General features: G+C 71.3%; 23 protein-coding genes. 18 read left to right on the top strand and 5 right to left on the bottom strand.

Annotated elements, in window-relative coordinates; all coding sequences use genetic code 11:
• The first annotated feature begins 294 nt into the window (after nt 1-294).
• From ACFVXC_RS18090 to ACFVXC_RS18100, 3 genes are all read left to right on the top strand, one after another.
• Nucleotides 295-1,110 carry a sugar phosphate isomerase/epimerase family protein gene (locus tag ACFVXC_RS18090; protein WP_389906400.1) on the top strand — a complete coding sequence of 272 codons (816 nt, stop codon included), beginning with the start codon at nt 295-297 and terminating at the stop codon, nt 1,108-1,110.
• A gap of 46 nt (nt 1,111-1,156) precedes the next feature.
• Entirely contained in the window at nt 1,157-2,212 is a 1,056-nt protein-coding gene (locus ACFVXC_RS18095) for a LacI family DNA-binding transcriptional regulator (RefSeq protein ID WP_389906401.1), read from the top strand.
• Between the two features lie 367 nt (nt 2,213-2,579).
• Complete coding sequence (locus ACFVXC_RS18100) at nt 2,580-3,074, top strand: DinB family protein (RefSeq protein WP_389906476.1); 495 nt, start codon at nt 2,580-2,582, stop codon at nt 3,072-3,074.
• A 94-nt stretch (nt 3,075-3,168) separates the two neighbouring features.
• On the opposite strand, the gene ACFVXC_RS18105 is transcribed toward ACFVXC_RS18100, so the two are convergent.
• The 4 genes from ACFVXC_RS18105 to ACFVXC_RS18120 form a co-directional block, all read right to left on the bottom strand.
• Nucleotides 3,169-4,746 (bottom strand): MFS transporter, encoded by a 1,578-nt coding sequence (locus tag ACFVXC_RS18105; protein WP_389906402.1) that lies wholly within the window; start codon nt 4,744-4,746, stop codon nt 3,169-3,171.
• A complete protein-coding gene (locus tag ACFVXC_RS18110) occupies nt 4,743-5,984 on the bottom strand; it encodes an MAB_1171c family putative transporter (RefSeq protein ID WP_389906403.1) in 1,242 nt (413 codons plus the stop codon). The genes ACFVXC_RS18105 and ACFVXC_RS18110 overlap by 4 nt, the downstream gene beginning before the upstream one ends.
• Nucleotides 5,965-6,492 carry a hypothetical protein gene (locus ACFVXC_RS18115; protein WP_389906404.1) on the bottom strand — a complete coding sequence of 176 codons (528 nt, stop codon included), beginning with the start codon at nt 6,490-6,492 and terminating at the stop codon, nt 5,965-5,967. The genes ACFVXC_RS18110 and ACFVXC_RS18115 overlap by 20 nt, the downstream gene beginning before the upstream one ends.
• Nucleotides 6,493-6,566: 74 nt before the next feature.
• Nucleotides 6,567-7,085 (bottom strand): hypothetical protein, encoded by a 519-nt coding sequence (locus ACFVXC_RS18120; RefSeq protein ID WP_389906405.1) that lies wholly within the window; start codon nt 7,083-7,085, stop codon nt 6,567-6,569.
• A gap of 194 nt (nt 7,086-7,279) precedes the next feature.
• On the opposite strand from ACFVXC_RS18120, the gene ACFVXC_RS18125 reads away from it, so the two are divergent.
• From ACFVXC_RS18125 to ACFVXC_RS18145, 5 genes are all read left to right on the top strand, one after another.
• Entirely contained in the window at nt 7,280-8,983 is a 1,704-nt protein-coding gene (locus ACFVXC_RS18125; RefSeq protein WP_389906406.1) for a class I adenylate-forming enzyme family protein, read from the top strand.
• Nucleotides 8,980-9,291 (top strand): acyl carrier protein, encoded by a 312-nt coding sequence (locus tag ACFVXC_RS18130; protein WP_389906407.1) that lies wholly within the window; start codon nt 8,980-8,982, stop codon nt 9,289-9,291. The genes ACFVXC_RS18125 and ACFVXC_RS18130 overlap by 4 nt, the downstream gene beginning before the upstream one ends.
• Before the next feature lie 47 nt (nt 9,292-9,338).
• Complete coding sequence (locus ACFVXC_RS18135) at nt 9,339-9,953, top strand: SIS domain-containing protein (RefSeq protein ID WP_389906408.1); 615 nt, start codon at nt 9,339-9,341, stop codon at nt 9,951-9,953.
• The gene (locus tag ACFVXC_RS18140) at nt 9,950-10,591 is read left to right on the top strand and encodes a class I SAM-dependent methyltransferase (protein ID WP_389906409.1); all 642 of its coding nucleotides are present in this window, start codon (nt 9,950-9,952) and stop codon (nt 10,589-10,591) included. Before ACFVXC_RS18135 ends, ACFVXC_RS18140 begins: the two co-directional genes overlap by 4 nt.
• Nucleotides 10,592-10,667: 76 nt before the next feature.
• Nucleotides 10,668-11,888: a glycosyltransferase family 4 protein gene (locus tag ACFVXC_RS18145; RefSeq protein ID WP_389906410.1), complete on the top strand. Its 1,221-nt coding sequence runs from the start codon at nt 10,668-10,670 to the stop codon at nt 11,886-11,888.
• Here ACFVXC_RS18145 and ACFVXC_RS18150 read toward each other — a convergent pair.
• On the bottom strand, nt 11,878-12,642 hold the full coding sequence (locus ACFVXC_RS18150; protein ID WP_389906411.1) for a hypothetical protein: 765 nt from the start codon (nt 12,640-12,642) through the stop codon (nt 11,878-11,880). The two genes, ACFVXC_RS18145 and ACFVXC_RS18150, sit on opposite strands and share 11 nt — an antisense overlap.
• A gap of 231 nt (nt 12,643-12,873) precedes the next feature.
• On the opposite strand from ACFVXC_RS18150, the gene ACFVXC_RS18155 reads away from it, so the two are divergent.
• From ACFVXC_RS18155 to ACFVXC_RS18200, 10 genes are all read left to right on the top strand, one after another.
• Nucleotides 12,874-14,007, top strand: a complete 1,134-nt coding sequence (locus tag ACFVXC_RS18155) for a DegT/DnrJ/EryC1/StrS family aminotransferase (RefSeq protein WP_389906412.1) — start codon at nt 12,874-12,876, stop codon at nt 14,005-14,007.
• A 110-nt stretch (nt 14,008-14,117) separates the two neighbouring features.
• The gene (locus ACFVXC_RS18160) at nt 14,118-14,699 is read left to right on the top strand and encodes an NUDIX hydrolase (RefSeq protein WP_389906413.1); all 582 of its coding nucleotides are present in this window, start codon (nt 14,118-14,120) and stop codon (nt 14,697-14,699) included.
• Entirely contained in the window at nt 14,696-15,445 is a 750-nt protein-coding gene (locus tag ACFVXC_RS18165; protein ID WP_389906414.1) for a sugar phosphate nucleotidyltransferase, read from the top strand. Before ACFVXC_RS18160 ends, ACFVXC_RS18165 begins: the two co-directional genes overlap by 4 nt.
• A gap of 104 nt (nt 15,446-15,549) precedes the next feature.
• Nucleotides 15,550-16,818: a B12-binding domain-containing radical SAM protein gene (locus ACFVXC_RS18170; protein ID WP_389906415.1), complete on the top strand. Its 1,269-nt coding sequence runs from the start codon at nt 15,550-15,552 to the stop codon at nt 16,816-16,818.
• A gap of 93 nt (nt 16,819-16,911) precedes the next feature.
• Nucleotides 16,912-17,820: a glycosyltransferase gene (locus ACFVXC_RS18175; RefSeq protein ID WP_389906416.1), complete on the top strand. Its 909-nt coding sequence runs from the start codon at nt 16,912-16,914 to the stop codon at nt 17,818-17,820.
• Nucleotides 17,805-19,751, top strand: coding sequence for a serine aminopeptidase domain-containing protein (locus tag ACFVXC_RS18180; protein WP_389906417.1), 1,947 nt, complete (start codon nt 17,805-17,807; stop codon nt 19,749-19,751). Before ACFVXC_RS18175 ends, ACFVXC_RS18180 begins: the two co-directional genes overlap by 16 nt.
• Nucleotides 19,741-20,169 carry an indolepyruvate ferredoxin oxidoreductase subunit alpha gene (locus tag ACFVXC_RS18185; RefSeq protein WP_389906418.1) on the top strand — a complete coding sequence of 143 codons (429 nt, stop codon included), beginning with the start codon at nt 19,741-19,743 and terminating at the stop codon, nt 20,167-20,169. Before ACFVXC_RS18180 ends, ACFVXC_RS18185 begins: the two co-directional genes overlap by 11 nt.
• Nucleotides 20,170-20,200: 31 nt before the next feature.
• Entirely contained in the window at nt 20,201-21,697 is a 1,497-nt protein-coding gene (manB, locus tag ACFVXC_RS18190; protein ID WP_389906477.1) for a phosphomannomutase/phosphoglucomutase, read from the top strand.
• Nucleotides 21,694-22,842, top strand: a complete 1,149-nt coding sequence (locus ACFVXC_RS18195; protein ID WP_389906419.1) for a methyltransferase — start codon at nt 21,694-21,696, stop codon at nt 22,840-22,842. The genes manB and ACFVXC_RS18195 overlap by 4 nt, the downstream gene beginning before the upstream one ends.
• A gap of 148 nt (nt 22,843-22,990) precedes the next feature.
• Nucleotides 22,991-23,956 carry an FkbM family methyltransferase gene (locus tag ACFVXC_RS18200; protein ID WP_389906420.1) on the top strand — a complete coding sequence of 322 codons (966 nt, stop codon included), beginning with the start codon at nt 22,991-22,993 and terminating at the stop codon, nt 23,954-23,956.
• The last annotated feature ends 1 nt before the right edge of the window (nt 23,957 follow it).

Raw genomic sequence — 23,957 nt, forward strand, 5'->3', positions numbered from 1 at the left:
CCGGATCCTCCACGCCTGTGTGCTGTCTCCATCGTCGGCTCCTGCTCTCGTTGAGATCTCGTTGAGACGGCGGCCCGAGCGGCTCGCGTCGTCGGGCTGAAGCGCGGCTGACGTTAGGGGGCGGAGAGACCGTGAGCAAGCGTTTTCACAGTAGGTTTTTCCCGAGCAACCCAACCAGTATCCCAATTACTGGGTCTGACCTGCTAGTTCTTGTGATCGAGCTGTCATAAGCGAAGCCATCAGCTAGTTTGAGGGAACGCTTTCACAGAGTTTCGCTACTGAAGGGAGTACGTCGTGCGCGTCCTCGTCCTCACCAAGCCGTTCGGTGCCCTACCGCCCGAGGAGCTTGCCGAACAGCTGGCCAAGGCCGGCGCGGACGGCGCGGACCTGCTCGTCAGACAGGGGCAGACCGCGACCCCGGACACGTCCTGGCGCATCGGTGACGCCGCCCGCGCGCTGCGCGGTGCCGGGCTCGAACTGGGCCTCGTCAGCACCGACCTGGTCGCCGCGGACCGCACTGCTGACCTCGTCCTCGGGCACTGCGCCGAGGCGGGCGTGCCGCTGGTACGCGTGGGCTTCTACCGCTACGACGCCGAGGTCGGCCACGCCGTCGGCCTGGACCGGGCCCGGCGCGACCTCGAGGAACTCGCCGCGCTCGCAGGGCGCCACGGAGTCCGGCTCGTGCTGGCGTTGCACCACGGCACACTGCATCCCTCGGCAGCGCACGCGCTGCGCCTCCTGGCCGGTCTCGACGGGGTCCTCGTCCACCCGGACCCGGGAAACCAGGCCAAGGAGGGAAGCGAGGACTGGCGCCTCACCGTCGATGTTCTCGGCGGCCCGGACCGGGTCGGCTGCGTGGGCGTGAAGAACGCCGTGTGGGAGCCGGGCCCGTCACCCGGGTCCTGGAACTGCGTATGGCAGCCGCTCGCCGACGGAGGTGTCGTACCGTGGCCCACGGTGCTGCCCGGCCTCGCCGGACTCGGCTACCAGGGACCGCTTTCTCTGCATGTCCACTACCGGACCGACGACCCGTTCGCCTCGGTGCGCCGGGACGTCGCGCACCTGCGCGGACTGCTGCTCGAACCGGGTACCGGACGGCGGGGAGGCTGAGCGAAAGGTTACGTTGGCCGGCAGACATAGGGATCTGGGAGCAGGGTTGACGACTTCGAACGCATCGGACGCGACGGGCAGCACGATGGGCCGCAAAGGCGCCGCGCGCCAGCGTCGGGTGACCATCACCGATGTCGGCGCGGCGGCGGGGGTCTCGACCTCCACCGTCTCCCGCGTCCTCAACGGCACGGCCCGGGTCGACCCCGACCTGGTGCGCCGCGTACAGGGCGCGGTCGCCGAACTCGGCTACCGGCCCAACGCCGCCGCGCGAGGCCTGGCTCGTGGCGAGACCGACGCCGTCGGCGTGCTCGTGCCCGACCTCTCCAACCCCTACTTCCCCGATCTGCTCAAGGCGGTGTCCGCCGTGGCCCGTTCGCACGGGCGGCGGGTCATGGTAATGGAGTCGGACGAGGACCCGGCGAGCGAACACGAGCTGGCCGAGGACCTGATGCGATGCTGCGACGGGGTGCTCCTGTGCTCGCCACGCATGGACCGCGCCGCGCTCGACGACCTGCCGCTGCGCGACCACCCGGTGGTGCTGGTCAACCGGATCGTCCCCGGCCTGAGCGTTCCCTCGGTCTCCGTCGACTTCTACGGCGGGATGACCCTGGCCTGCGGGCACCTCACCCAGCTCGGCCACCGCCGGGTGGCCTACCTGAGCGGGCCCGAGGCGTCCTGGGCCAATGCCGAACGCATTCGGGCCTTCGACGCCGCCGCCGCCTTCGGCCTCGACGTCACCGTCATTCCCTGCGGCCACACGGCGAAGCACGGGTACGCCGCCGCCGATGCCGTGCGGGCCGCCGGAGTCACCGCGGTCGTCGCGTACAACGACCTCGTGGCGCTCGGCGCGCTCACCGCCCTGGAGGAGTCGGGCCTGCGCGTCCCCGAGGACATGTCGGTGATCGGCTGCGACGACATCTCCCTGGACGATCTGCCCAGTTCCCGCAGGCTCACCACGGCCTCGCTGGCCCGCCACGAACTGGGCCGGCAGGCCACTGAGATGCTGGAGGCCCTGATGGCCGACGGCGGCGACACCGAGCCCAGGTACATCCCGATGGACCTCCTCGTACGTGGAACCAGCGCGCCGCCGACAGGGGGGTAGGGGCGCCGGTCACCGCTTGCCCCCAGCCAGACTCCCGGCCCGCCAGCATCTCGTACAGTCCGACTGGGCTCATCCTCTCTGCCGGTACGCCGTCGTGGGACTTGACCCGGCGGTGGATTTTGCGCGACAAGGCACGAGAGTTCGGTTGAGTGGCCGAGTCCTGCCTGAGTCCCACGGCCAGGACCAGGTCTTTGGAGGCGAGTGCCAAACTTCCAACGGTGTGAGCGTCCGCGTGCTCCAGCGAGTTCTCGCACTGACCGCTGCCATCTGGCACGACCAGCACGCCGCGCAACCCGTCATGCGTTCGCTGACCGCATACGACCATTGACGGTTTGAATCGAGCATCTACGGTTCCGACATGACAACTATGGAGCCCCGCCCCGACCTTCGGCCCCCGGGTCTGAACGCCGATGAGAAGACCACTCTGCTGGCGTTCCTGGACTACCTGCGTGAGTCCGTCCTCTCGAAGGCGGCCGACGTCCCGGAGCCGGCGGTCCGTACGGCCGGCGTTCCTTCCGGGACCAGCCTGCTGCAGCTGCTCAAGCACCTGACGGCCGTCGAGCTCAACTGGTTCGTCTGGGCTTACGCCGGCGCCGACGGCGAGCGTGAGAAGGATGAGGGGGCGGTGACTGCCGACGACACCGCATCGGACTTGGCGGACGCCTATCGCGAGGCGATTGCCCGGGCCAACGAGGTTGCTCTCGCCTGCACCGACCTGGACCGCCCCGGCGCCCGCTCCCTGCGCGAGACCCCGCCGCCGTCGATGCGCTGGGTGCTGGTCCACATGATCGAGGAAACTGCCCGGCACGCCGGGCACGCGGACATCCTGCGCGAGCAGATCGACGGCGCGGTCGGGCGGTGACGCAGGTGCGGAAAATGAGTACATTTTCGGTAGGCGCAGTGCCGACCCTGCCGGAGACTGGTGACCTGCGCCGTCCCCCCCCTGAGCCCGGTGTCTAGGCCCCGCCCTCCGACACGGTCGGCTGTTCGGCGGTCTGCTCGGCGGCGTGTTCGTCCTCCGTGCTCGTCGGCAGGTGGCGCAGCCGTACCGCGGCGAGCGCGGCGGCGGCCAGGACGATCGCGCTTGCCACCGCCGAGGTGACCCCGAGGCCACTGGCGAGGGCTCCGCGGGCCGCCGCGACGAGTGGCTCGGCGAGGTTCTGCGGCAGGTCGGCGGCGGCGTCCTTGGCGCCGCCGGGGGCGGAGCGCGCGGCATCCGCCGTCGCCTCGGGCAGGCCGCCGGGCAGGTGGTCGGTGAGCTGGGACCGGTACACGGTGGTACCCAAGGTGCCGAGCAGCGCGACACCCAGGGCCACTCCCAGTTCGCCGCTGCTCTCCGACAGGGCGGAGGCCGCACCGGCCCGTTGGGGCGGCGCGGTGCTGATCACGAGGTCGGCACAGAGCGCGATCATGGGGCTCAGGCCCAGGGCTACGAGTTCGTAGCCGATGATGAGCAACGCCAGGTCGTCAGGGCCGACTTGGGAGAGGACGGCGAAGCCGAGCGCCGCGACGACCAGGCTGCCGGTGATGACCGTCGCGGGGCGCAGGCGCCGGGCGAGCAGAGGGGCCAGCAAGGAGCCCACGGTGGTGCCCACGGCGGCGGGCACCATCCAGGCACCGGCCACGAACGGCGACAGATCGAGGACTTCCTGCAGGTACAGGGCGATGAACAGCTGGGTTCCGCCCATGGCGAACAGGCCCAACAGGTAGGTGCCCAGGGAGGTGTTGATGATGCGGTCGCGCAGCAGGGAAAGGTCGAGCAGCGGGTCGTCCAGGTGGTTCTGACGGCGTACGAAGAGCACGCCGAAGGACACTCCGAGCACCAGGGTGAGGGCGAAGACCAGGTCCGGGCCCGACGCGCTGACGTGCTTGATCGCGTAGACGATGTCGAGTACCGCGGCCAGGGCGAGCGCGGCGCTCGGCAGGTCGATGGGGCCGCCCTCCGGGTCGCGGTACTCGGGCAGGAGCGCGGGTCCGACGGCGAGCAGCAGCAGCATCACCGGCACGCCCAGGAGGAAGACCGAGCCCCACCAGAAGTGTTCGAGGAGCACGCCGCCGATCAGGGGCCCGGCAGCGGTGCCGACGGAGAAGCTCGTCATGATGACGGCCACGGCGAAGCTGCGCTGGCTCGCGCGGTGGAACATCACGCGGGTCAGGGACAGGGCCGAGGGCATCAGGGTGGCCCCGGCGAGGCCGAGGAGCGCGCGGGATGCGATGAGCATGGCCGCGCTGTCGGCGTACGCGGCGATGGTCGAGGCGACGCCGAAGAGGGCCGCGCCGACGAGCAGGATGCGCCTGCGTCCGATGCGGTCGCCGAGTGCGCCGGCGGGTACCAGCGCGCCGGCGATCAGGAATCCGTAGATGTCCATGATCCACAGGAGTTGGGTGGAACTCGGCCCCAGATCGCTGCTCAGATGCGGTACGGCCAGATACAGGACCGTCATGTCCATGGAGATGAGCAGCGTCGGCAGGGCCAGGACGGCGAGTCCGATCCACTCCCGCCGACCGGCGCGGTGTGGGGTTGCGGCGGTCATTGTGGTGCTTCCTCACTTACGGGGCTGTGCGGGTGAACAGGGTTGGCGGCCGAGCGGTAGATCCGGGCCACCGTGATCAGGAACGCGGTCTCGTCGGGCAGTGTGTCGGCGCCGATCTGCGCGGTGGGGAGTGTGCCGTGCCGCGGTTCGGCGCCGGACAGACGGGCCGCGCGAGCCCCCTTCAGGACGACGGCCAGCACCGCCGCCGGGCGGGCCACGGCCATGTCCGGTGCGCGGCGCCCCCGCCCCCGGCCGCCAGGGGCGCGGGCGCTCCCGTCCAGGGTGTCGGCGAACTCCCATGCGCACGCGTGCAGTTCGGGCGTGGCGTAGGGCGCGAGTACGAGGATGGCGTCGCGGATCTCCACGAGCTGGCGGTACAGCAGCAGCCGGGGAGGGCCCACGGGCCAGAGAACCTCCCGCAGGCGGCTGCGCCGGGGAGCGAGCAGCACCTGCGGGCATGCCTCCACCAGGTCGCGCCACAACGGCCAGATCCGCCACCAGTCCCTGACATCGCTGAGGGTGCGGCGGGCCGCGTAGGTGGTGGGCACGGTCAGGGCGGCGGCGATGAGCAGTACGTGCAGTGCGAGGGCGAACGGCTGGACCGCCGCGGCCAGGGTGTGGCCGAGGAGGTGGGCGAGCGCGTTGAGCCAGAAGACGCCCGCCATGGCCGTGCCGAAGGCCAGGAGGAGCAGGCCCGCCTTCAAGGAGCGGTCGGCGCAGTGCCGTCCGAGGTTCAGGAACACGAGAAGAGCCAGGGCGTTGACGGCCAGATGCGTAGCGATGATCAGTAGCCAGTACGGGGCGGGCGGTGAGGGTGCCGGGCCGCCCTGGACAAGGTGCCGCCCGTGCGGGCCGTACAGCACCTCCATGGCGAGGAGACCCGCCACGACACAGCAGGCGGCGACCCGTAACCAGACCAGCAGCGCCCGGCGTCGACTGCTGGTGGTCAGGGAGTGGACCAGTTCGAGCAGGGCGAAGGCCGAGATGAGACCGCAGATGTTGCGGACCAGGTCCACGCTGTGCAGGCTGCCGAAGCTTCGGTCGATGAGGGCACCGACGCTGTCCAGGTCGAGGGTGTTGGCGGCGGCAGCGGCGAGGCCGGCCAGCCACAGCTCGCGCTGCTGCCGCGAGCCGAGGGTATGCGGCAGGCGCAGCAGGACGGCGGCCCACATGCACACGGTGCCCAGGGTCTGCGCGCCGACGCCCAGCGCGCCGGGGTCAGCGGTCGCCGAAAGCATGGAGGCCCAGCGCTCTTTCGAGGGCTTGTGCCGTGCCGTGCGAGGGGTGGCGGGCCCGGTGCAGGGATCTGCTCAGGACCAGGCTCGCCAGCATCTCGGCTTCCTGCTCATGCTGCGTGGTGTGGGCGGCGCGGCGCAGCAGGCGCCGGATCAGTTGCGGATCGAGGTCGGGCAGGAACGCCCGCGCCGGGCCGCTCTCGGCGGTGAGGGGATGCTGGTGGTCGAGGAGCATGTGGCTGATCTCGTGCAGGATGATGTGGTCCCGGTGGGGGCGGGTGGTGCCGGGTTCGAAGAAGACGTGGTCGTCGGTGTCAGTGGCGAGCCACGCGCCGCAGGCGCCGTCGGCGCGGCCCTCGGCGGGCAGTGCGTGCAGATGGATCGGGCGGCCGCGGCGCCGCGCGACGTGCTGGCACAGCTGGTGTGCCGAGTCGGACCGGGGCAGCTGGAGTTCGTCGAGGACCGCTTCACAGCGCTGTCGCAGATTTCGGTAAGGGAACAGCAAATCCATGCGTCCTTCGGGGAGCGGCGGATCGTACGGACCGAGGCGCTCTCGTCGGCTGTGGTGGCGTTCTCGTCATGGCGTCAGGACCGCCCGTCGGCCGGGGGGTACGCACCGTCGGTGGGGGGAGGCGCTGCCGCGTCGTGCGGCGCCGGATCCTCGACGGCAGGCAGGTGGTGCAGCTTGCGTGCCTGGTCGACCATGGCGAGCAGCGCGTCCAGGGTCTCAGTGGAGAGCCCTTCGGCACGCAGTGCCAGCGAGCGGACCCTGGTGTCGCGCAGTGCGGTGGCGAGGCGCAGCTGAGCGTTGACGCGGTCGGCGACCTCTTCGTTGAAGAAGTACTCGGGGGGTACGCCGAAGTACTCGGCGAGGACGCTGAGTTGCTCGACGGAGACGTTGTGCTTCTTGCCGGTGGCCAGCTCCCACAAGTACGTGCCGGAGAGCGTGCCTCCGGTCGCCTCCCGGATCTCTTTGGCCAGGCGCGCGTAGCCCGGCCTGGTGCGTTCGTCGGGGTGGAGCGCGGTGATGAGATGCGTCAGGCGTTCGCTGATCGGGCTCGTCAGCTGGCGGTTCGGTGGTCGCCTGCTGTGGCTGTCCGTCATCAGTGCCTCCGTGGCTGAACGCGTCACTCCGCGAGCGGCACGATGTCCCCCGTCCGCTGCAGCGGACGCAGTCTAGCGGTGCGGTTCGCTCGGTGGTCGACACTATTGACAGAGCGCGCAAGCTCCAGCGTAAGCTTCACGGCGTGGTTGTCCGCTGTAGCGTACGACTGACTGCCTGTGGAGGTGAACCACCAGTGGGCACCGGTAAGTTGACACCGCCCGCCACCGACGCATCACCGCTGACGATCCCCTCGGCCCTCGCACGTACCGGCAGTGTGGCGCCACTCGCGCCCGCGCTCACCGATGGCATGCTGCACCTGACGTACCGGCAACTCCAGGACGAGGTGCGCGATCTCGCCCATGCCCTCGCGCCCCTGGTGAAGACCGGTGATCGTGTGGCGCTGCAACTGCCACGCAGCGCCGAGTACGTGGTCCTCTACCTCGCCGCCCTCTCGCTCGGTGCCGCCGTCGTCCCGCTCTCCCACGACTTGAGCGCGCAGGAGACCGACAGTGAACTCGCCGCCTGCGCCCCGGTGGTGTTGCTGTGCGATCCGAGAGCCCGTGCCGCGCGCCGCAGCCGGGGCGCCGGCGCGGCGGACCGTGGGGGCGGACCGGCCGCGGCGCCCGCGGTCGTGTACGTCCCGGTGCGCGCCCGAGCCGAGGGCGACCTGACGAAGCTGCGGTCCGCCTGCGGCGCGGTGACGGCGGAGTCCGCTCCGCGCCGCCACGTGGAACCGGCGGCGGCCGCCGTGCTGCTCGCCACCTCCGGCTCGTACGGCCTGCCCAAGCGGGTCGTTCTCTCCCACGCCGCCCTGCTCGCAAGCGCACGGGCCCACCGGGCGTCGCTCGGCCCCACGGGGGGCAGCGAGACCGCGCTCGCCGTCGTGCCACTGAACTTCGGCTACTGCAACACCGTCCAGCTGGTCGGCCAGTTCGACAGCGGCGGCCATGTCGTGCTGCTCGACGGCGACTTCCTGCCCAGCCGGTTCGGGCGGCTCGTCGAGCGGCACGGAGTCACTTCCACCCTGCTCGTGCCCGCCATGCTCCGCCTCCTCACCCTGGGCGAATGGCACCGGGCGTACGACCTGCACTCGCTGCGGCACATCGTGTTCGGTGGCGCCGCCACCCAGCCGGATATCCTCGACCGCCTCGAACAGCGTCTGCCCGGGGTGGAGTTGGTGGAGACGTACGGCCAGACCGAGGCCGGGCCGAGGATCACCACGATGAGGCGCCGCGACCGTCACGGCCACCCCGGATCTGTCGGGCGTCCCCTGCCCGGCATCGAAGTCACCATCCGTGACCGGGAGTTCGGTGTCCTGCCCCCGGACCGGACCGGCGAGATCGTGGTCCGCGGACCCGGCGTGATGACCGGGTACTACGCAGGACCGGAGGAGAGTGCGCGGGTGCTGCGCGACGGCTGGCTGCGCACCGGAGATCTCGGCCGCCTCGACGAGGACGGCTTCCTGTACCTGCGCGGCAGACTGCGCAACATCGCCATCGTCGGCGGGATGAACGTTTCTCTCGAAGAGGTCGAGGCCGCTCTGACCGCACACCCCGCGGTGACCGAGGCCGTGTGCGCGGTGCGCGCCGACGCCCGGACCGGGGAGGCGCTGGTGGCGTGGGTGCGCCTCGCCCACGCGCACGGCACCGGCGGATACGAAGCAGAGACCGACGCAACCGGTCAACAGGCCACCGTGCTCAGAGAGGTGAGCGGCTTCTGCCGTGAGCGTCTCAGTACCCACAAACTTCCGCGCCGCATCGAGGCGGTGGCGGAATTCCCGCGCACTCGTACCGGCAAGATCGACCGGTCGGCGGTGCTCGCCCTCGGCCAGGACGCCCCGGCGCAGGGCGGCGTATCCGGTCCGGATGTGCCTGAAGCCGAGGAGGTAGGCCGTTGACGACCAAGGACGAAGTGCACGACGAAGCCGAGGTCCGGGCGAACGGGGGGCAGGAGGCGGACGACGTGGCCGCCTGGGCAGTGCGGAAGTTGGCCGTGCTGAGCATCCCGTCGCGTCCCGAGGAGGAGATCACCCCGCGGCAGTCCCTCACGCAGGACCTCGGGGTCGACTCCCTGGCCTTCATCGAGGCTCTGGTCTCCTTCGAGGAGGAGTTCGCCGTGCGCCTCGACGAGGACCGGCTGCTGCTCTCCTCGTACGACACGATCCAGGACCTCTGCGACTATCTGCGTGCCACCCGCATCTGTTGACGACCGGCCGGGCGGCCCGGTGCGGCCCGGCGGAACGGGAGTGCTCAGTGGAACCGGACAGCTATCTGAAGGCCCTCTCCGACGCCGCGCGCGCCCTCGACCCGGACGAGGTCACCGCGGCGGCCGACCGGATCGAAGCCGCCTGGGCCCGCGGCGCCTCCGTCTTCGTGGCCGGTAACGGCGGCAGCGCCGCCACGGCCTCGCACATGGCGTGCGACCTGGCGAAGACCGCGACGCCAGGCCTGGCGGCAGGGATCAGAGTGGTCCCGCTGCTCGACACCTCGGTGCTGACGGCCTGGGCCAACGACGTGTCGTACGAAGCGGTGTTCGCCGCTCAGCTCGCCACCCAGGCCCGAGCCGGTGACGTCCTGATAGTGGTCACCGCGAGCGGTAACTCGCCCAACATCGTGCAGGCGCTGACCACGGCACGCGCCCGCCGGGTGGAAACCGTCGCGCTGCTCGGCTTCGACGGCGGCACGGCGCGTTCCCTCGCCGACGACGTGATCATGGTGCCTGCGGACCACTACGGAGTCGTCGAGGACCTGCACCTGGCGGTCAACCACATGATCACCGAGCTGCTCGGCGCCCGCCTCGGCGCCCGTGCCCTGGCGGCGCCGTCGGCGTCGGTCGCGGCCTCGCAGGTCGTGGGCGGTGCACGGTGAGCCGGGGCGCGGCCGCCGGGGCGGACATCTGGGACGAGCGGGCGCATCGGCCGGGCCTGCACGCGGTGCTCTCCGGGCGCTGGACGCTTGAGCAGTGCGCCGAGGTCGACCGCGAGCAGAAGGAGCTGATCGAGCGTCTCCTGCCGGATCTTGACCGGGACCGGGTGATCGACCTCGGCTGCGGCGTCGGACGGCTCAGCGCATGGCTGAGTGCCCGTGCCCGCTGGACGGTGGGCGTCGACCGGTCGGCGCAGATGGTGCGCAGGGCGGCCCGCGCCCTCGACGGGAAACCGGCCCGCGCTGTCCGCTCCGGCATTGACCGACTGCCCTTCGATGACGGGTCGTTCGACACCGTTCTCGCGGTCTTCACGCTGCAACACCTCACCGATGACACGGTGTTCCGGTCCGCCGTGCGCGAGATGGGCCGGGTGGTGACGCCGTGCGGGGGCCGGCTGCTCGTCGTGGACGGCCACAACCCGGCTGGCGTCCCCCGTGACGTCTCCAGCGTCACCACTTCGACCGTGATTCGGCCGCTCTCCGACTACGACGACCTGGCGGCGGTCGCCGTGCGCACGGCGGTGGAGGAGCTGACGTATGCCGGAGACCGCTATCTCGCCCAGCTCTGGCGAACCACCTGACCTGCGTCCACGCCTGCGACCGCCCATCGCCCAGCTCCGGCGGGTACGCCACTGCCCGCCGCCGGAAGGGAGCGCCGTGCGCATCTGGTTCCTCACCCCCACCTTCCCGCCCGTCCACGGCGGGTCGGAGACACAGATCTACACCCTCGCGGCGGGCCTGGTACGGCGCGGCCACCAGGTCGACGTCCTCACCGAGCGCTACCCGGACACCGCGGAGCGGGAAGAACTGCTCGGCGTGCGCGTGCACCGCGTGCGCACCGATGCCACGCGCTGGTCCGAGCCGGACCGGGTGCCGTGGGAGGAGCGGGCCTTCGGACTCCTCGGCGACGCCGAACGCGTCATCGGCTCCGGAGGCGTCGACATCCTGCAGACCTTCTGCCAAGTGGGCGCCCTCCTCGGCGCGATGATGCGGGACGGTGTCGGCTGTCCCCTGGTAGTGACGATGAACGAGACCACCCCCGACACCGATCCGTTCGGCGCCTCCCGCTCCCGGCTGGTCTTCGGGCAACTGCCGTACGACGCGATGGTGGTGGGCAGCCGCGCCTACCGCGAGCAGGCCATCGGCTACGGCGCAGCCCCGGGCCGCGTGCACCTGGCGCGCTACGGCATCGAGGCCGGTCTGTACGGCGGCGCCGACGAGCGGGAGATCCAGCACGCCCGCTCCTGGCTCGGCGTCGTGCCCGACGACCCGCTGGTGCTGCTCGTGGGCCGGTACAAGGAACGCAAGGGCCAGCGCGAGCTGGTGCGGGCGATGGCCGGCATCGTCGCCCGGCACCCCCGGGCCCGGGCCGCCCTGGTGGGCTCTTTGAACTCCGCGTCGGCCATGTACCAGCGGCAGCTGGAGGACGACATCGACGCGCTGGGGCTGCGCGAGCATGTGCTGCTGCGCGGCTCCGACCGGGCGTTCGGCGCGATGCGCGCGCTCTACGGCGCCGCGGACGTGGTGGTGCAGCCCAGCCACGCCGAGGGCCTCGGCCTGTCCGCCATCGAGGCCGTCGCGGCGGGCCGCCCCCTGGTGGCCGCCTCGGTGTCCGGTCTGTCCGAGGTCCTGGAGTGCTGCCCGGGCACGGTCCCGGTGCCGCCACGCGACCCCGCCGCGCTGGCCGCCGCGGTCTGCGCCCTGCTCGACGACCCGGAGCGGGCGGCGGCCGACGCCCGCCGCGCCGAGGAGGCGGCGCGGCGGGAGTTCACCGCCGAGTCGATGGTCGACGGATATCTGAAGGTTTACGAGCGGCTGCGTGCGGCCTCCGGGAGAACGGCAGGGGAGACGGCGTGCGTCGAGACGGTCAGCCCGTGACCGTCAGGCCGGGGATCCGGCGCAGCTCGGGCAGGTCGCTGACGGTGGCGGCCACCTTGGGCGAGGCGAGCACGACACAGCCGCGCCGGTATCCGGTCTCCTCTCGGCCGGGACAGCTCGGCCACAGCACGTGGCTCGCGCCCAGGGTGGAGCTACCCAGATAGTCCACGGTCAGTTCGGTGCGGCCATACGCGTCGAATCCGTAATCGTGGTCGTCTGGAACTTTGAAATCGTCGATGACGATTACCGAAAGGGGCCACTTCTGCAGAATGAAAGCCACCTCTTCGCGCAGCGGTAGATCGGCATTCCAGTGCGCGTCCAAATAGCACAGGAAAGGCTCGGAGGGTGGAATATGTGCGCCACCGTGCAAGATTCGCAAGGCGTCCCGTGAATCGCGGTTGAGTACTTTGATGTCGGGCACGTGGCGAAATTCCCGGGCTACGTAGCGGGCGAAGCTCGGGTTCTTCTCGGCGGTGTAGACCGGCCTTCCCGAGACCTGCCACAGAAAGCGCGTCGATGCGCCCCGGTAGCTGCCCGACTCGAAGAGGGCGACCGGGCGTACCGCGCTGACCAGGGAACGGAACATGTCCTGTCGGGCCCGCTGGCCATTGAACGGTTCCAGCCAGGGACCGTCGACGGCGGGTACGTTCCGGCCGATGAGCTCGGCGACGGCGGGGTGCAGGGGGCGGGACAGTGAGTCGTAGCTCCGCGCCAGTAATGCGGTGGCCTGTCGGGTGATGCGGGCGAGCGTCATGAAACTCCACCTCCGAAGCGACGGGCGCCAGTGTCCTGGGCCGCTTTGCATTGATAAGAGAGTGCGCGAGGAGCCGTCAAGTGCGCAAGGGGTGAAAGACTTCAAAGGAGGGTGTTGTCTGTACGGAATTGACTGCTACGGTATTCAACCGGGGCCCGCCGCGCGACATGGGCACGTATTCCTGGTGCAGTGCTTCTCCAGAGCGCCGTGAATTCGAGAGGGGTTGGCAGCATGCCGTTAGTTCCGGCCGTCGAGATCGAGGTACCCGACGCCGAGCGTCGCGAGGTGCTCGCCGAGGTCGACCGGCTGCTGCGGGCCGGCAGGTTCTCCCAGGGGGTCAACGTCGAGGCGTTCGAGGAGGAGTTCGCGGCGTTCACGAGGACGCCGAGCGCCGTCGCCGTCGCCAGCGGCACCACCGCACTGGAGCTGATCTTCCGGGCCCTGGGTGTGCAGGGCCGCGAAGTGGTCGTTCCGGCAGGCACCAACTTCGCGACGTACATCGCCGCCGAACGCGCGGGCGCCACCGTGCGCCTCACCGACGTCGACCCGGCCACCATGGCGCCCACCCTTGAGCAGGTGCGCGCGGCGTGCACCCCGCGCACGGCGGCGGTGGCGGTCGTGCACACCGGCGGCCTGATCGGCCCCGACACCGAGGCCATCGCGACCTGGTGCGAGCAGCGCGGCGTCGCGCTGGTCGAGGACTGCGCGCATGCCCACGGCAGCGAGCGCGCCGGGCGGCACGCGGGCACCTTCGGTGTCGCGGGCGCCTTCTCATTCTTCGCCACCAAGGTCATGACCACCGGGGAGGGCGGCATGGTGGTCACCGGAGACGATCAGCTGGCCCAGGAGATCAAGCTGTTGCGCAACCTCGGCAAGCCCGAGGCCTGGGTGAGCACCCACACTCGCCCTGGGTGGAACGCCCGCCTTCCCGAGCTCGCCGCGGTCTTGGGCCGCGCCCAACTCCGGCGGCTGCCGCAGGTGTTGGCGGCCCGGCGGGCGGTCGCCGACGGATACGCCGATGCCCTGCGCGGCTTGCCCGTCGGGGACTTCCTGCTGCCCGACCACCCCTACAGCGGCTACAAGGCGATGCTGATGCTCCCGCCGGACACCGACCGCGACGCGCTCAAGGACCGACTGCGCGAGCACTCCGTACAGGCGGCGGGCGAGGTGTACGCGACGCCGCTGCACCACCAGCCGGTGCTCGCCGACCGCCATGCGGGTCTGCGGCTGCCCGGAACCGAGCGCGCCTGCGCCGGTCAGCTGTGCCTGCCCATCTACCCCGGACTGGACGAGAAGCGGCAGACGCACGTGGTGAGTGCGCTGTGTGACTCGCTGACGGAACTCGCGGAGGTGAGCGCACGATGACGGCGGGGGCCCGACCGAAGCACACATCCGCCGGGGCGCGGCCGGATTCGGCGACCGCAGGGGCGCGGCCGGAGCCCGCCCGCGCGCGCATCGCGTTCCACACCCCCTGGATGACCGTCCGCGAGGACCACGAGCCCGCCCCCGATGGGCCCGGGCGTACCTGGTACTACCTGGACCATCCCGGCTGCGCCCTCGTTCTGCCGGTCACCGCCGATGGCACCCTGCTGCTCATCCGGTCCTGGCGGGTCGCGGTGGGCGGGTGGTGCCTGGAGGCCCCGGCCGGACGGTGCGAGCCGGGTGAGAGCCCGCGCGAGACCGCCTGCCGTGAACTGTCCGAAGAGACCGGCGCCCGCGCCGGAGTGCTGTACCCGCTGGGCAGCGTCTGGCCTTCCAGCGGCTCGTCCAACGAGGAGGTCCACCTGTTCCTGGCGGCCGACGTCCGGCCCGGCCCTCCGCACCACGACGACGGAGAGGTCATCCACCCCTGCCCGCTCCCTGCGCCCGAGGCCCTCGCGCTCGCCACCAACGGCGAACTCCAGGACGCCCCCACCGCCCTGGCCCTGCTCCGCGCGCACCGGCGGGGACTGCTGCCGACCGTGAGCGCGGCGCCTACCACCGCACCGCCTACCACCGCACCGCCTACCACCGCGGCGCCTATCGCCGCACCGACGGCCTTCGGGCAGCAGCGATGAGCGCCTTGTCCGCCCAGCGCGGCAGCGTGCCCGCCGATGCCGTCAACGGGCTCCAAGTCGTCATCCTCGCGGGCGGGTTGGGTACCAGGCTCGGCGAACTCGGTACCCAGCGGCCGAAGATCCTGCTGCCCGTCGCCGACCGCCCCTTCCTCGACCTGCTGCTCGCCCCGCTCATCGAGGCCGGGCTGCACCGTTTCCACTTCTGCCTCGGACACCTGGCGCGCCCCGTACTCGAACACCTCTGTCGGCTGCCCGCGCCCGTCGAGGTGACCTCGCACGTCGACACCGCCCAGCGCGGCACCGCCGGAGCGCTGCGCGCGGCCGAGCGGCACCTGGACGAGGTGTTCCTGCTCGTCCTCGGCGACACTTTGCTCGACCTGCCGTACGCCGACGCGCCCCACTGGCTGCGCCACACCCGGGACGAAGGCGTCATGGTCGTCACCTCCGCGGACACCGGCGTACACCCCAATACCTGCGTCCAGGACGGCCGGGTGACCGGATACGACGAGGACGCCGCCGCGGACACCGGCACTTTCTGGACCGACACCGGCGTGTGCGTACTGCGTCGCCGCGCTCTGCGGCACCTGGGGACCCGGCAGGACCCGGTGGACCTCGGTGCGCTGTTCCGCGCGCTTATCAGGCGCCGCGCACTCGCCGCCCACCTGGTCGACCGGCCGTTCACCGACATCGGCACGCCCGATCGCTACACCCGCTTCCGCGCCGTACACGAAGACCGCCCGCCCTGACACTGCACGCCGAAGCACCTGTACAGCGAAGCACCTGTACAGCGAAGCACCTGTACAGCGAAGCACCGCACCACCCGATGATTCCCAGCGACCCGAGGAGTCCTGTGCGTATTCTGCTGGTCGAACCCGCCGTCTATACCCCGGACGGCCTGGACAAACGCGAGATGCGGCCCACGCAGCTGATCTCCCTCACGCTGCCCTACCTGGCCGCCATGGTGCCGCCCGACTGGGAGATCGACCTGGTCTACGAGGTCTGTGAGGACCTGGAGCGGGACTACGACCTCGCTTCCTACGACCTCGTCGGCATCACCACCCAGACCATCCAGCTCAAGCGAACCCTGGAACTCGCCCGCACCATCCGCAGGCAGGGCACCCGCGTAGTCGTCGGCGGCCCCGCCACCATCGAAGACAACCACAGCCTCGTCCCGGTGATCAGCCGTTTCTGCGACTCCGTCGTCGTCGGCGAGGCAGACGTGCTGTGGCGGCACCTGATCGACGATCTGGCACGGGGCGAACTCAAGGAGATCTACCAGAGCCACGAGCCTGTGCCCATGACGGGCCACCCGCTGCCCCGCTTCGACCTGGTCGACTTCAGTAAGATCGAAGCTCCGCACGTGCTGCCGTCGTTCACCGCGCGAGGCTGCCCCCGGCGGTGCACCTTCTGCAGTGAGTTCCTCTACAGTAAGTGGCGCTACCGCCCCGTCGATGACGTGTACGAAGAACTCCTCGCCTACCGCGACCGGTTCGACATCCCCCGCGTGGTGTTCCGCGACGACGACTTCCTCGTCTTCCCCAAGCGCTCCAAGGAACTCCTCGGCCGCCTCGCGGGGGAGGGCATCGAGTGGGGCTGCCAGACGGACTTCAACCTCGCCCGCCACCCCGACGTCGTACAGACGGCGCTCGACGGGGGCATGCGCGTGGCCTCCTTCGGCGTGGAGAGCGTGCGGGAGAAGAACCGCGAGTTCACCGAGAAGACCTTCTTCACCATCCCCGAGGCGGAGGAGCTGCTCCTTCGGCTGCACGAGGCCGGGGTGGAGACACAGGTCAACGTCATCTTCGGCTTCGACTGGGACGACCCCGACGTCTTCGACGAGACCTACGAGTTCGCCCTGCGTGCCAAGGTCTCCCGGCTGTTCCTGAGCGTTCTCTACCCGATCCCCGGCACTCCGCTGTACGAGCACCTCGCCCGGGAGGGGCGGCTGCTCGAAAAGCGCCCCCAGGGCATCGACGACCCGCTGGCCGTGACCTTCACGCCCAAGCTGATGACGCCGGAACAACTCGTCGAGGGGTATCTCGACGTCGAACGGCGCTTCGCCGAGACGGACTTGACCGGCCGCAACTACTGGCTCGGCAAGGACCTCGTCGTCGTCTGAACCCGTGCCGCGGCGCGCGTGCACCGCGCGACGAGCCGGTGAGCCCCGACGTACCGCACGTGAACCCCGACCCTTTTGAACGTAAGGAGAGTCATGACCGCCGTCAGTGTGGTCGTGCCCACCCGTGACCAGGCGGCCCGCCTGGAGGCGACGCTGCACGCGTTCGCCCGCCAGGACGCACCGTCCGGCAGCTGGGAACTCGTCGTGGTGAACGACGGGTCGGGCGATGCCACCGCCGATGTGCTGCGTGCCGCGGCGTGGCACCTGCCGCTGCGCGCGGTGCACACTCCCGCCAAGGGCCGGGCTGCCGCCAGGAACACCGGCGTGCGGGCCGCCCGGGGAGAGGTCGTCGTCTTCTGCGACGGGGACCGCGCACCGGTGTCCGGCTATGTGCGTGCCCATGCCCGTGCCCATGCCCGCGTCGACGAGGTTGGGGCACGGCGGGTCGTGGTCGGCGACGTCAAGGAGCTGTACCTGAGCGGCTTCGAAGAGCGCCTGGCCGAGGTCAAGGAGCTGCTCGCCGCCGAAGGGGGGACGCTGCGGCGCCGCTCCCGCACTCCCGCGTTCGTGAAGAAGGTCTGCGGCATCTACGACACTTCCGGGCGGACGGACTCGCCGGTGCGCTGGCTCAGCTTCCTGTCCGGCAACGTCTCGCTGCGCCGCGACCTCTACGACCAAGTCGGCGGATTTGACGAGGACTTCACCGGGTGGGGTCTCGAACACCTGGAGCTCGGCTACCGGCTCGTTGCGCGCGGCGCCGAGTTCCTGCACTGCGCCGCCGCCCGCAACGACCACTTCGCGCACAGCAGACCCGACGGGTTCTACCGCGCGGGCCTGGAGAGCTCGGCCGCGCGGTTCGAGCGCAAGCATCCGGAGATACCGGCCCGGCTGCTGCTCGCACTGACGCTGGGTGGGATGTCCGTGGCGGAGTTCGCGAGATGGGTGCCCGTCCATGAGGGCGAGCCGGAGCGGGGGGAGTGGTGGGCATGCAGCAAGGGCTGAGCCAGTACTTCCTGACAGCGCGCGCACCCGCAGACCCGGTGTGCGTGGTGCGCCACCACCACGACGACGCCGCTCCCACCGTCGTACTCCTGACAGGGCTCGCCCTGTCGATGAGTGAGCCGCGCTACCTGTGGTCGATCCTGGCCCGCAGACTGCGCCGCCGCGGCCTCAACGTCCTGCAGTACGACCACCCCGGCCACGCCGACAGTGCGGCCACCGGCCGCCCGGCCACCTGGGCAGGGGCGCGGCAGGCGGCCCGCGCCGTCGCCGCCCACGCCCGCAAGACGGGTGCCGGACCCGTGGCCGTGATCGGCTGCGGACTCGGCAACGTGCTGGCCGCCGAGCTGCTTTCGGCCGGTGAGGCCGCCTCGGGTCTGCTCGTCTGCCCCGATCTCGCGCTGTGGCGGACCGGCACCGACGCGGCCCCGGGCGAGCTGGCCGCCCTCGGCACGCGCGGCCGGACGGTCCCCGACGAGCTCCAGGACAGTGCCGTCGCCGCCGCCCTCCTCGACGCGGCCGTGGGCGAGCCGTACCAGCCGCCGCAGCCCGCAGGGCCGGTCGACGCCGGCCTCCTCGTGGCGGCGGCGCCCGCGGCGCAGGCCGCTTTCGCGGCCCTGCCCGGCACCCGCACGCTGATCGTCGCGGCCACCGCCGAGGACCGCGCGTGGGCCCGCGCCAGCGGACTGCCGCTGCGCGAAATCGTCCACCGGCCGGACAAGTGGGCCCCGAGCTGGCACTGGGAACACGAGCCGCGGGAGACGGTGATGACGGCCTCGGTGGAGTTCCTGACAGGCGCCGCCGGGTCCATGCGGGGCGGGGCCGCGGTTCGCGGGGGCGATGGCGTGACTGGTTCCGGGCCCGGCGGAGCTTCCGTTTCCGGGCCCGATGGGATCGCCGGTCCTGTGTCCGACGGAGCCGCCGCGTCCGCGCCGGGTGGGATCGACCCTGCGGCGGCCGGAGCGCCCGCGCGAACCGGCGGGCCCGAAAGTGCCGCACCGGGCGGCGTGCGGCCCGCCGCGTCTGCCCTCGTCGACCCGGGCCGCGCTGTCGGCGCCGGCCGCACTGCCTACACCGGCCGAGCGGCCGACTCCGTACCAGGGCAAGGGAGTTCCGTTATCAGCTCGGTGGGCTTCAGCTCCGACGGCGAGGAACTCCTCGGCATCCTGCACACGCCCGACCCCGGATCCGGACCGTGGCCCGTATGCCTGATCTACGAACCGGGCAACCCCGGACAGCGCGTGGACATCCACGAGTGCGGCACCCTTCTGGCACACGAGGGCGCCGCACACGCACTGCCCGTCTTCCGGTATGACAGCCGGGGCACCGGCGTCAGCGACGGGACCTTCACGCACACCACCTGGAGCCGTCGCCTGGCGGACCTGCGGGCGGCCGTGGGCCGACTGCGCGCCCAGGGGGTCGCCGAACGGTTCGTCGTCGTCGGCAACAGCGCGGGCGCCCGGCTCGCCGCGATGGCCGCACACGACCTGCCCGAGGTCGACGGCGCCGTGCTGTGGGGACCGATCCTGGACGAGGAGGCCGAAGACGGGCCCGCCCCTCGGCTGCACCGCGTCGACGGCACTCTGGCCGCCGCCTGGTGCGGTCTGTGGCTGGGCGTCGCCTACGCGCGCGACGACCGCGGCCGCGACTACCCCGCCCTGCTGCGCGACAGCGGCGTGCCGGTGTGCGTCGTCTACGGCACCGAGGAGCTGGCCCACCCCGACGCCACGACCCGCCGCCTGCTCGACGAGACCGAGACCCGCCCCGCCTGGCAGCTGCGCGTCGTCGACGGCAGCCACGGCTTCTCCGCGAGCGGCCTGGCCGCGGCCGTAGTGGCCACCACCGCATGGACGGCCGCCGCCTTCGCTCACGGTGCACCCGCTCAACCAGCCGATGAACCAACCGTGTTGGAGGTACCGACCGATGACCGATGACCGTCCCGTGCGGGGCCGCGGACGAAGCTCGACGACCGGGCCGAAAGAAGCCCGGGAGACCCCCCGTGGCCAGCGCGTCACCGACCGCACCCGCCCTCCCCAGTGGCGCCAGGACCCGCTGCGCATCGAGCAGACCGAGTGCATCAGCTGCGACGCCTGCGTCGAGGCATGCCCGTCCCAGTTCGGAGCCGTCTTCAACCTCGGCCGCGGCGGCATGGCGATCCTGCCCGAACTCTGCTCCGGCTGCGGCAAATGCCTGCCGCCGGTGTGCCCCGTGGACTGCATCTACCCGGACGAGGACTGGCAGCCCGCCCCCGAACAGTGGTGGCAGGAGCCGTTCGGCCCGCAGGACCCCTACGTGCTCGACGACGGCACCCGGCGTCCCCCCGTACAGCCGACCCGGATCCGGCGCTGGTGAGCGCGGCCCGGACAGTGACAAGGAGGCGATGATGCGCGACCCGGCCGCCGTGGTGAAGGCCTACGACATCCGCGGAGTGGTGGACGAGGAACTGGACGAAGAACTGGCCGAGAGGTTCGGGGCGGCCTTCACCGCCATGGTGCAGGAGCCCGAAGTGGTCGTCGGGCACGACATGCGCCACTCCTCGCCCCGCCTCACCCGGGCGTTCGTGCGGGGCGTGCTCGGCCAGGGTCGTGACGTCGTACGCATCGGCCTGGCCAGCACCGACATGCTCTCCTACGCCTCGGCGTCCCTGGGCCGCCCGGGCGCGATGATCACCGCGAGCCACAACCCGCCCGAGTACAACGGCATCAAGCTGTGCCACGCGCACGCAGCCCCCTTCGGCTGGGACACAGGCCTTCGCGAGCTGCTCGAGACGGCACGAACCCCGCCCACCTGGCCCGCGGCCCGCACCGGCACCGCCCGGGACCACCCGATGCTCGCCGCGTACCGTGACCACCTCCTCGCCCTCGCGGCACCGGACGCGGCGCCGGTGCGGCGGGTGACGGCCGTGGTCGAGGCCGGCGGCGGCATGGCCGGGCTCACCGTCCCCGCCGTTCTCGCCGCGCTGCCCGTCGATGTGATCCCGTTGAACTTCGCCGTGGACGGGGTCTTCCCGCACCCCGACGCCGACCCCATGAAACCCCGGTACACCGCGGCGCTGCGTGCCCTGGTCCGGGAGGCCCGCGCCGATGTCGGCTTCGCCTTCGACGGGGACGCGGACCGCTGCGTGGTCGTCGACGAACACGGCGAGACGGTGCCCGCGAGCGCCGTCGGCGTGCTCCTCGCCGGGCGCGCCCTGGCCCGGCAGCCCGGCGCCGCCGTCGTGCACAGCGCGGTCACGTCCCGCTCCCTGGCCGAGGAGGTGACCGCGCTCGGCGGCCGCCCGGTGCGCTCCCGCGTCGGCCACTCGTACATGAAGCGCGAGATGGCGCGGCACCGGGCCGTGCTCGGTGTCGAGCACTCCGCGCACTACTACTTCGGCGAGTTCTGGAACGCGGACTCCGGTCTTCTCGCCGCACTGCACGTTCTCGCCGCCATGGGCGCCACTCCCACACCGGTGTCCGCGCTCATCGACGGCCGCACCCGCTACACCACTCTGCCGGAGACCGCTGTCAGCGTCGACGACCCCGACGAGCGGCTGCGCGAGGTCGCCCGCGCGGCCTCGATCCGCCCGGGCACCACCTGCGACTGGCTCGACGGACTCACGGTGCACCGCCCGGACGGCGCCTGGTTCAACATCAGACCCTCGAACACCGAGGCCCGTGGCCTGCTGCGGTTCAACGTAGAGGCCCCCGACGCGGCGGTTGCCCGGGCGCTGCGGGCCGAGGTCCTCACGCTCGTGGAGACCGGGCACCCTGCGGCACGCGATCCTTCCACGCCATACGCGCCTTCCTCCCCGACCGCCCCGACAGACCTGTCCACCCCACCCGCTACGCCGTCCGCGCCCGCGGTTCCGGCACAGCCAAGGAGTGCGATCACCCCATGACCACCGCCGACGAGTCCGCCACGACCGATGGACCCACCACGCCCGAGGAACCCACCACGCCCGGGGAACCCACCGCATCCGCGCAGTCCGGAATCCCGCAGGGCGAGGACGAGTCGCTGGCCCGCCTGTGGCAGCTGGCCTTCGGCTCCATGCCGGCCCAGATCATCCACGCCGCCGTGCGTCTGGGCCTGCCCGATCAGATGTCCGCAGGGCCCCGCACCTGTGCCGAACTCGCCCGCGCCTGTGGTGCCGACGAGGCGGCGCTGCGCCGTCTGCTGCGCGGCATGGCGGGTACCGGCATCGTCGCGGCGAACGGCGGCCCCGACCGCTACGCCCTCACCCCGATGGGCCGTCCGCTCCGTTCGGACGTGCCCGACTCGCTGTGCGCCATGGTGCTGCTCTTCGCCGGTGAAGCCATGTGGCGCAGCTGGGGCGACCTAGCGGAGACGGTACGCACCGGCAGCAACGGCTTCGAGCGTATCCACGGCGTGCCCTACTTCACGTACTACACCCAACACCCCGACCAGGACGCGATGTTCAACGCGGCGATGGGCGAGGACACCAAGGCGGTGGGCCCGGCCCTCGCCCAGGGCTACGACTTCGCCTGGTGCGACACTGTGGTGGACATCGGCGGCGGCAACGGCGCCCTGCTCAGCCGGGTGCTCGCCGCCCACCCCGGTCTGAAGGGCATCGTGTTCGACCGGCCGGAAGTCCTCGCGCAGGCCCGGAAGCTGGTCGCCGAGGCTGGTCTGGCCGACCGCTGCACGGCCGTCGGCGGTGACGCCTTCGACGCGGTGGTGCCCGGCGGCGACCTGTACGTGCTCAAGAGCGTGCTGCACGACTGGGACGACGACCACGTGCTCAAACTGCTCCGCAACTGCCGCGACGTCATCGCGGACGACGGCCGGATCCTCGTCATGGAGCCGCTGATGCCGACTCGCGCGGAGGACCTCGGACCCGCCCACGGCATCGTCACCACGGACATGGACCTTCTGGTGACCACACGGGGGCGGGTACGCACCGAGGGCGAGTTCGCGGGACTGTTCGCGGCCGCCGGGTTCCGGCACACGATGACCCGCAAACTCGCCGACCACGGATACCTCGAAGCCCAGTACCACAGCGTTGTGGAGGGCGTGCCCGTCTGAACCCCGGGCCTCCCCCCCTCGGCGTCACTGCCCTGATGGCACCCACTGAGCTCATGAACGAGCCCGCATAGAGCCCCACCCGCATAGAGCCCCACCCGCATAGAGCCCCACCCGCATAGAGCCCCCAAGAGAAGGGACCCGCATCCACATGCCGGACACCGGAAACCGCTCGCCTTACGGAGGCCCCTCGCCCGCGGACTTCGCATTGACGGTGCAGCGCACCGCCGCCGCGATCGCCGCCCTCACGAACGGCACCGCAGCGCCGGACGCGCAGGCGGCGGGCGAGGCCACCGCCCGGCTGTGGCGGCCTCTCGTCGGCGAGGCCATGGCCGCACCGGGCGCCGCGGCCCCGCAGTGGCTGCTGCCCGCCCACATAGACACGGACGTCGGCGTCCTTCAGATCGAGGGCGGCGACACCATCATCCGGCCCGAACTCGCCGAGACCCGCCGCTGGGAGGCCGACGAGGACGCGGCCATCCGCAAGACCGTCACCGCCGGTACCACCGTCCTGGACATCGGCGCGCACATCGGCTACTTCAGCCTCCTGATGTCCCAGCTCGTGCAGTCCCATGGCCGGGTCATCGCCATCGAGGCCGACGCCTGGAACCACCAGATGCTCGTACAGAACCTGGTGCGCAACGGCGCGTCCAACGTCACCCCGGTGTTCGCCGCGGCCGGGGACCGGCCCGGCATCGCGTATCTACGCCGCGACAAGGACGGTAACACCGGCGACCACCGGGTCCTCGACGAGCCGAGCGAACTCGGCCACCCCGTACCCGTGATCGCCCTGGACGACATCCTCGACGACGTACCCGAGATCAACTTCATCAAGGTCGATCTGCAGGGCGGCGACCACCTCGCGATCCAGGGCATGCGGCGCACGCTGCGCCGCTGCCGCCCCAGCCTGCTCGTCGAGTTCTGGCCGCCCGGCATCCGCGAGCGCGGCGCCGACCCGGTGGAGGTGCTGCGGATCTACTCCGAACTCGGTTTCACCCGCGACATCGTCGACGACCTCGACATCGACCCGGCTCTGCCCGACGAAGAGTTCGTACGCGCCGCGCAGGGCACGGAACGCGAGTTCGTGAACCTCTTCCTGACGCCCGGCCCGCACTAAC

The sequence above is a fragment of the Streptomyces sp. NPDC058257 genome, assembly GCF_042881845.1.
Taxonomy (GTDB): domain Bacteria; phylum Actinomycetota; class Actinomycetes; order Streptomycetales; family Streptomycetaceae; genus Streptomyces.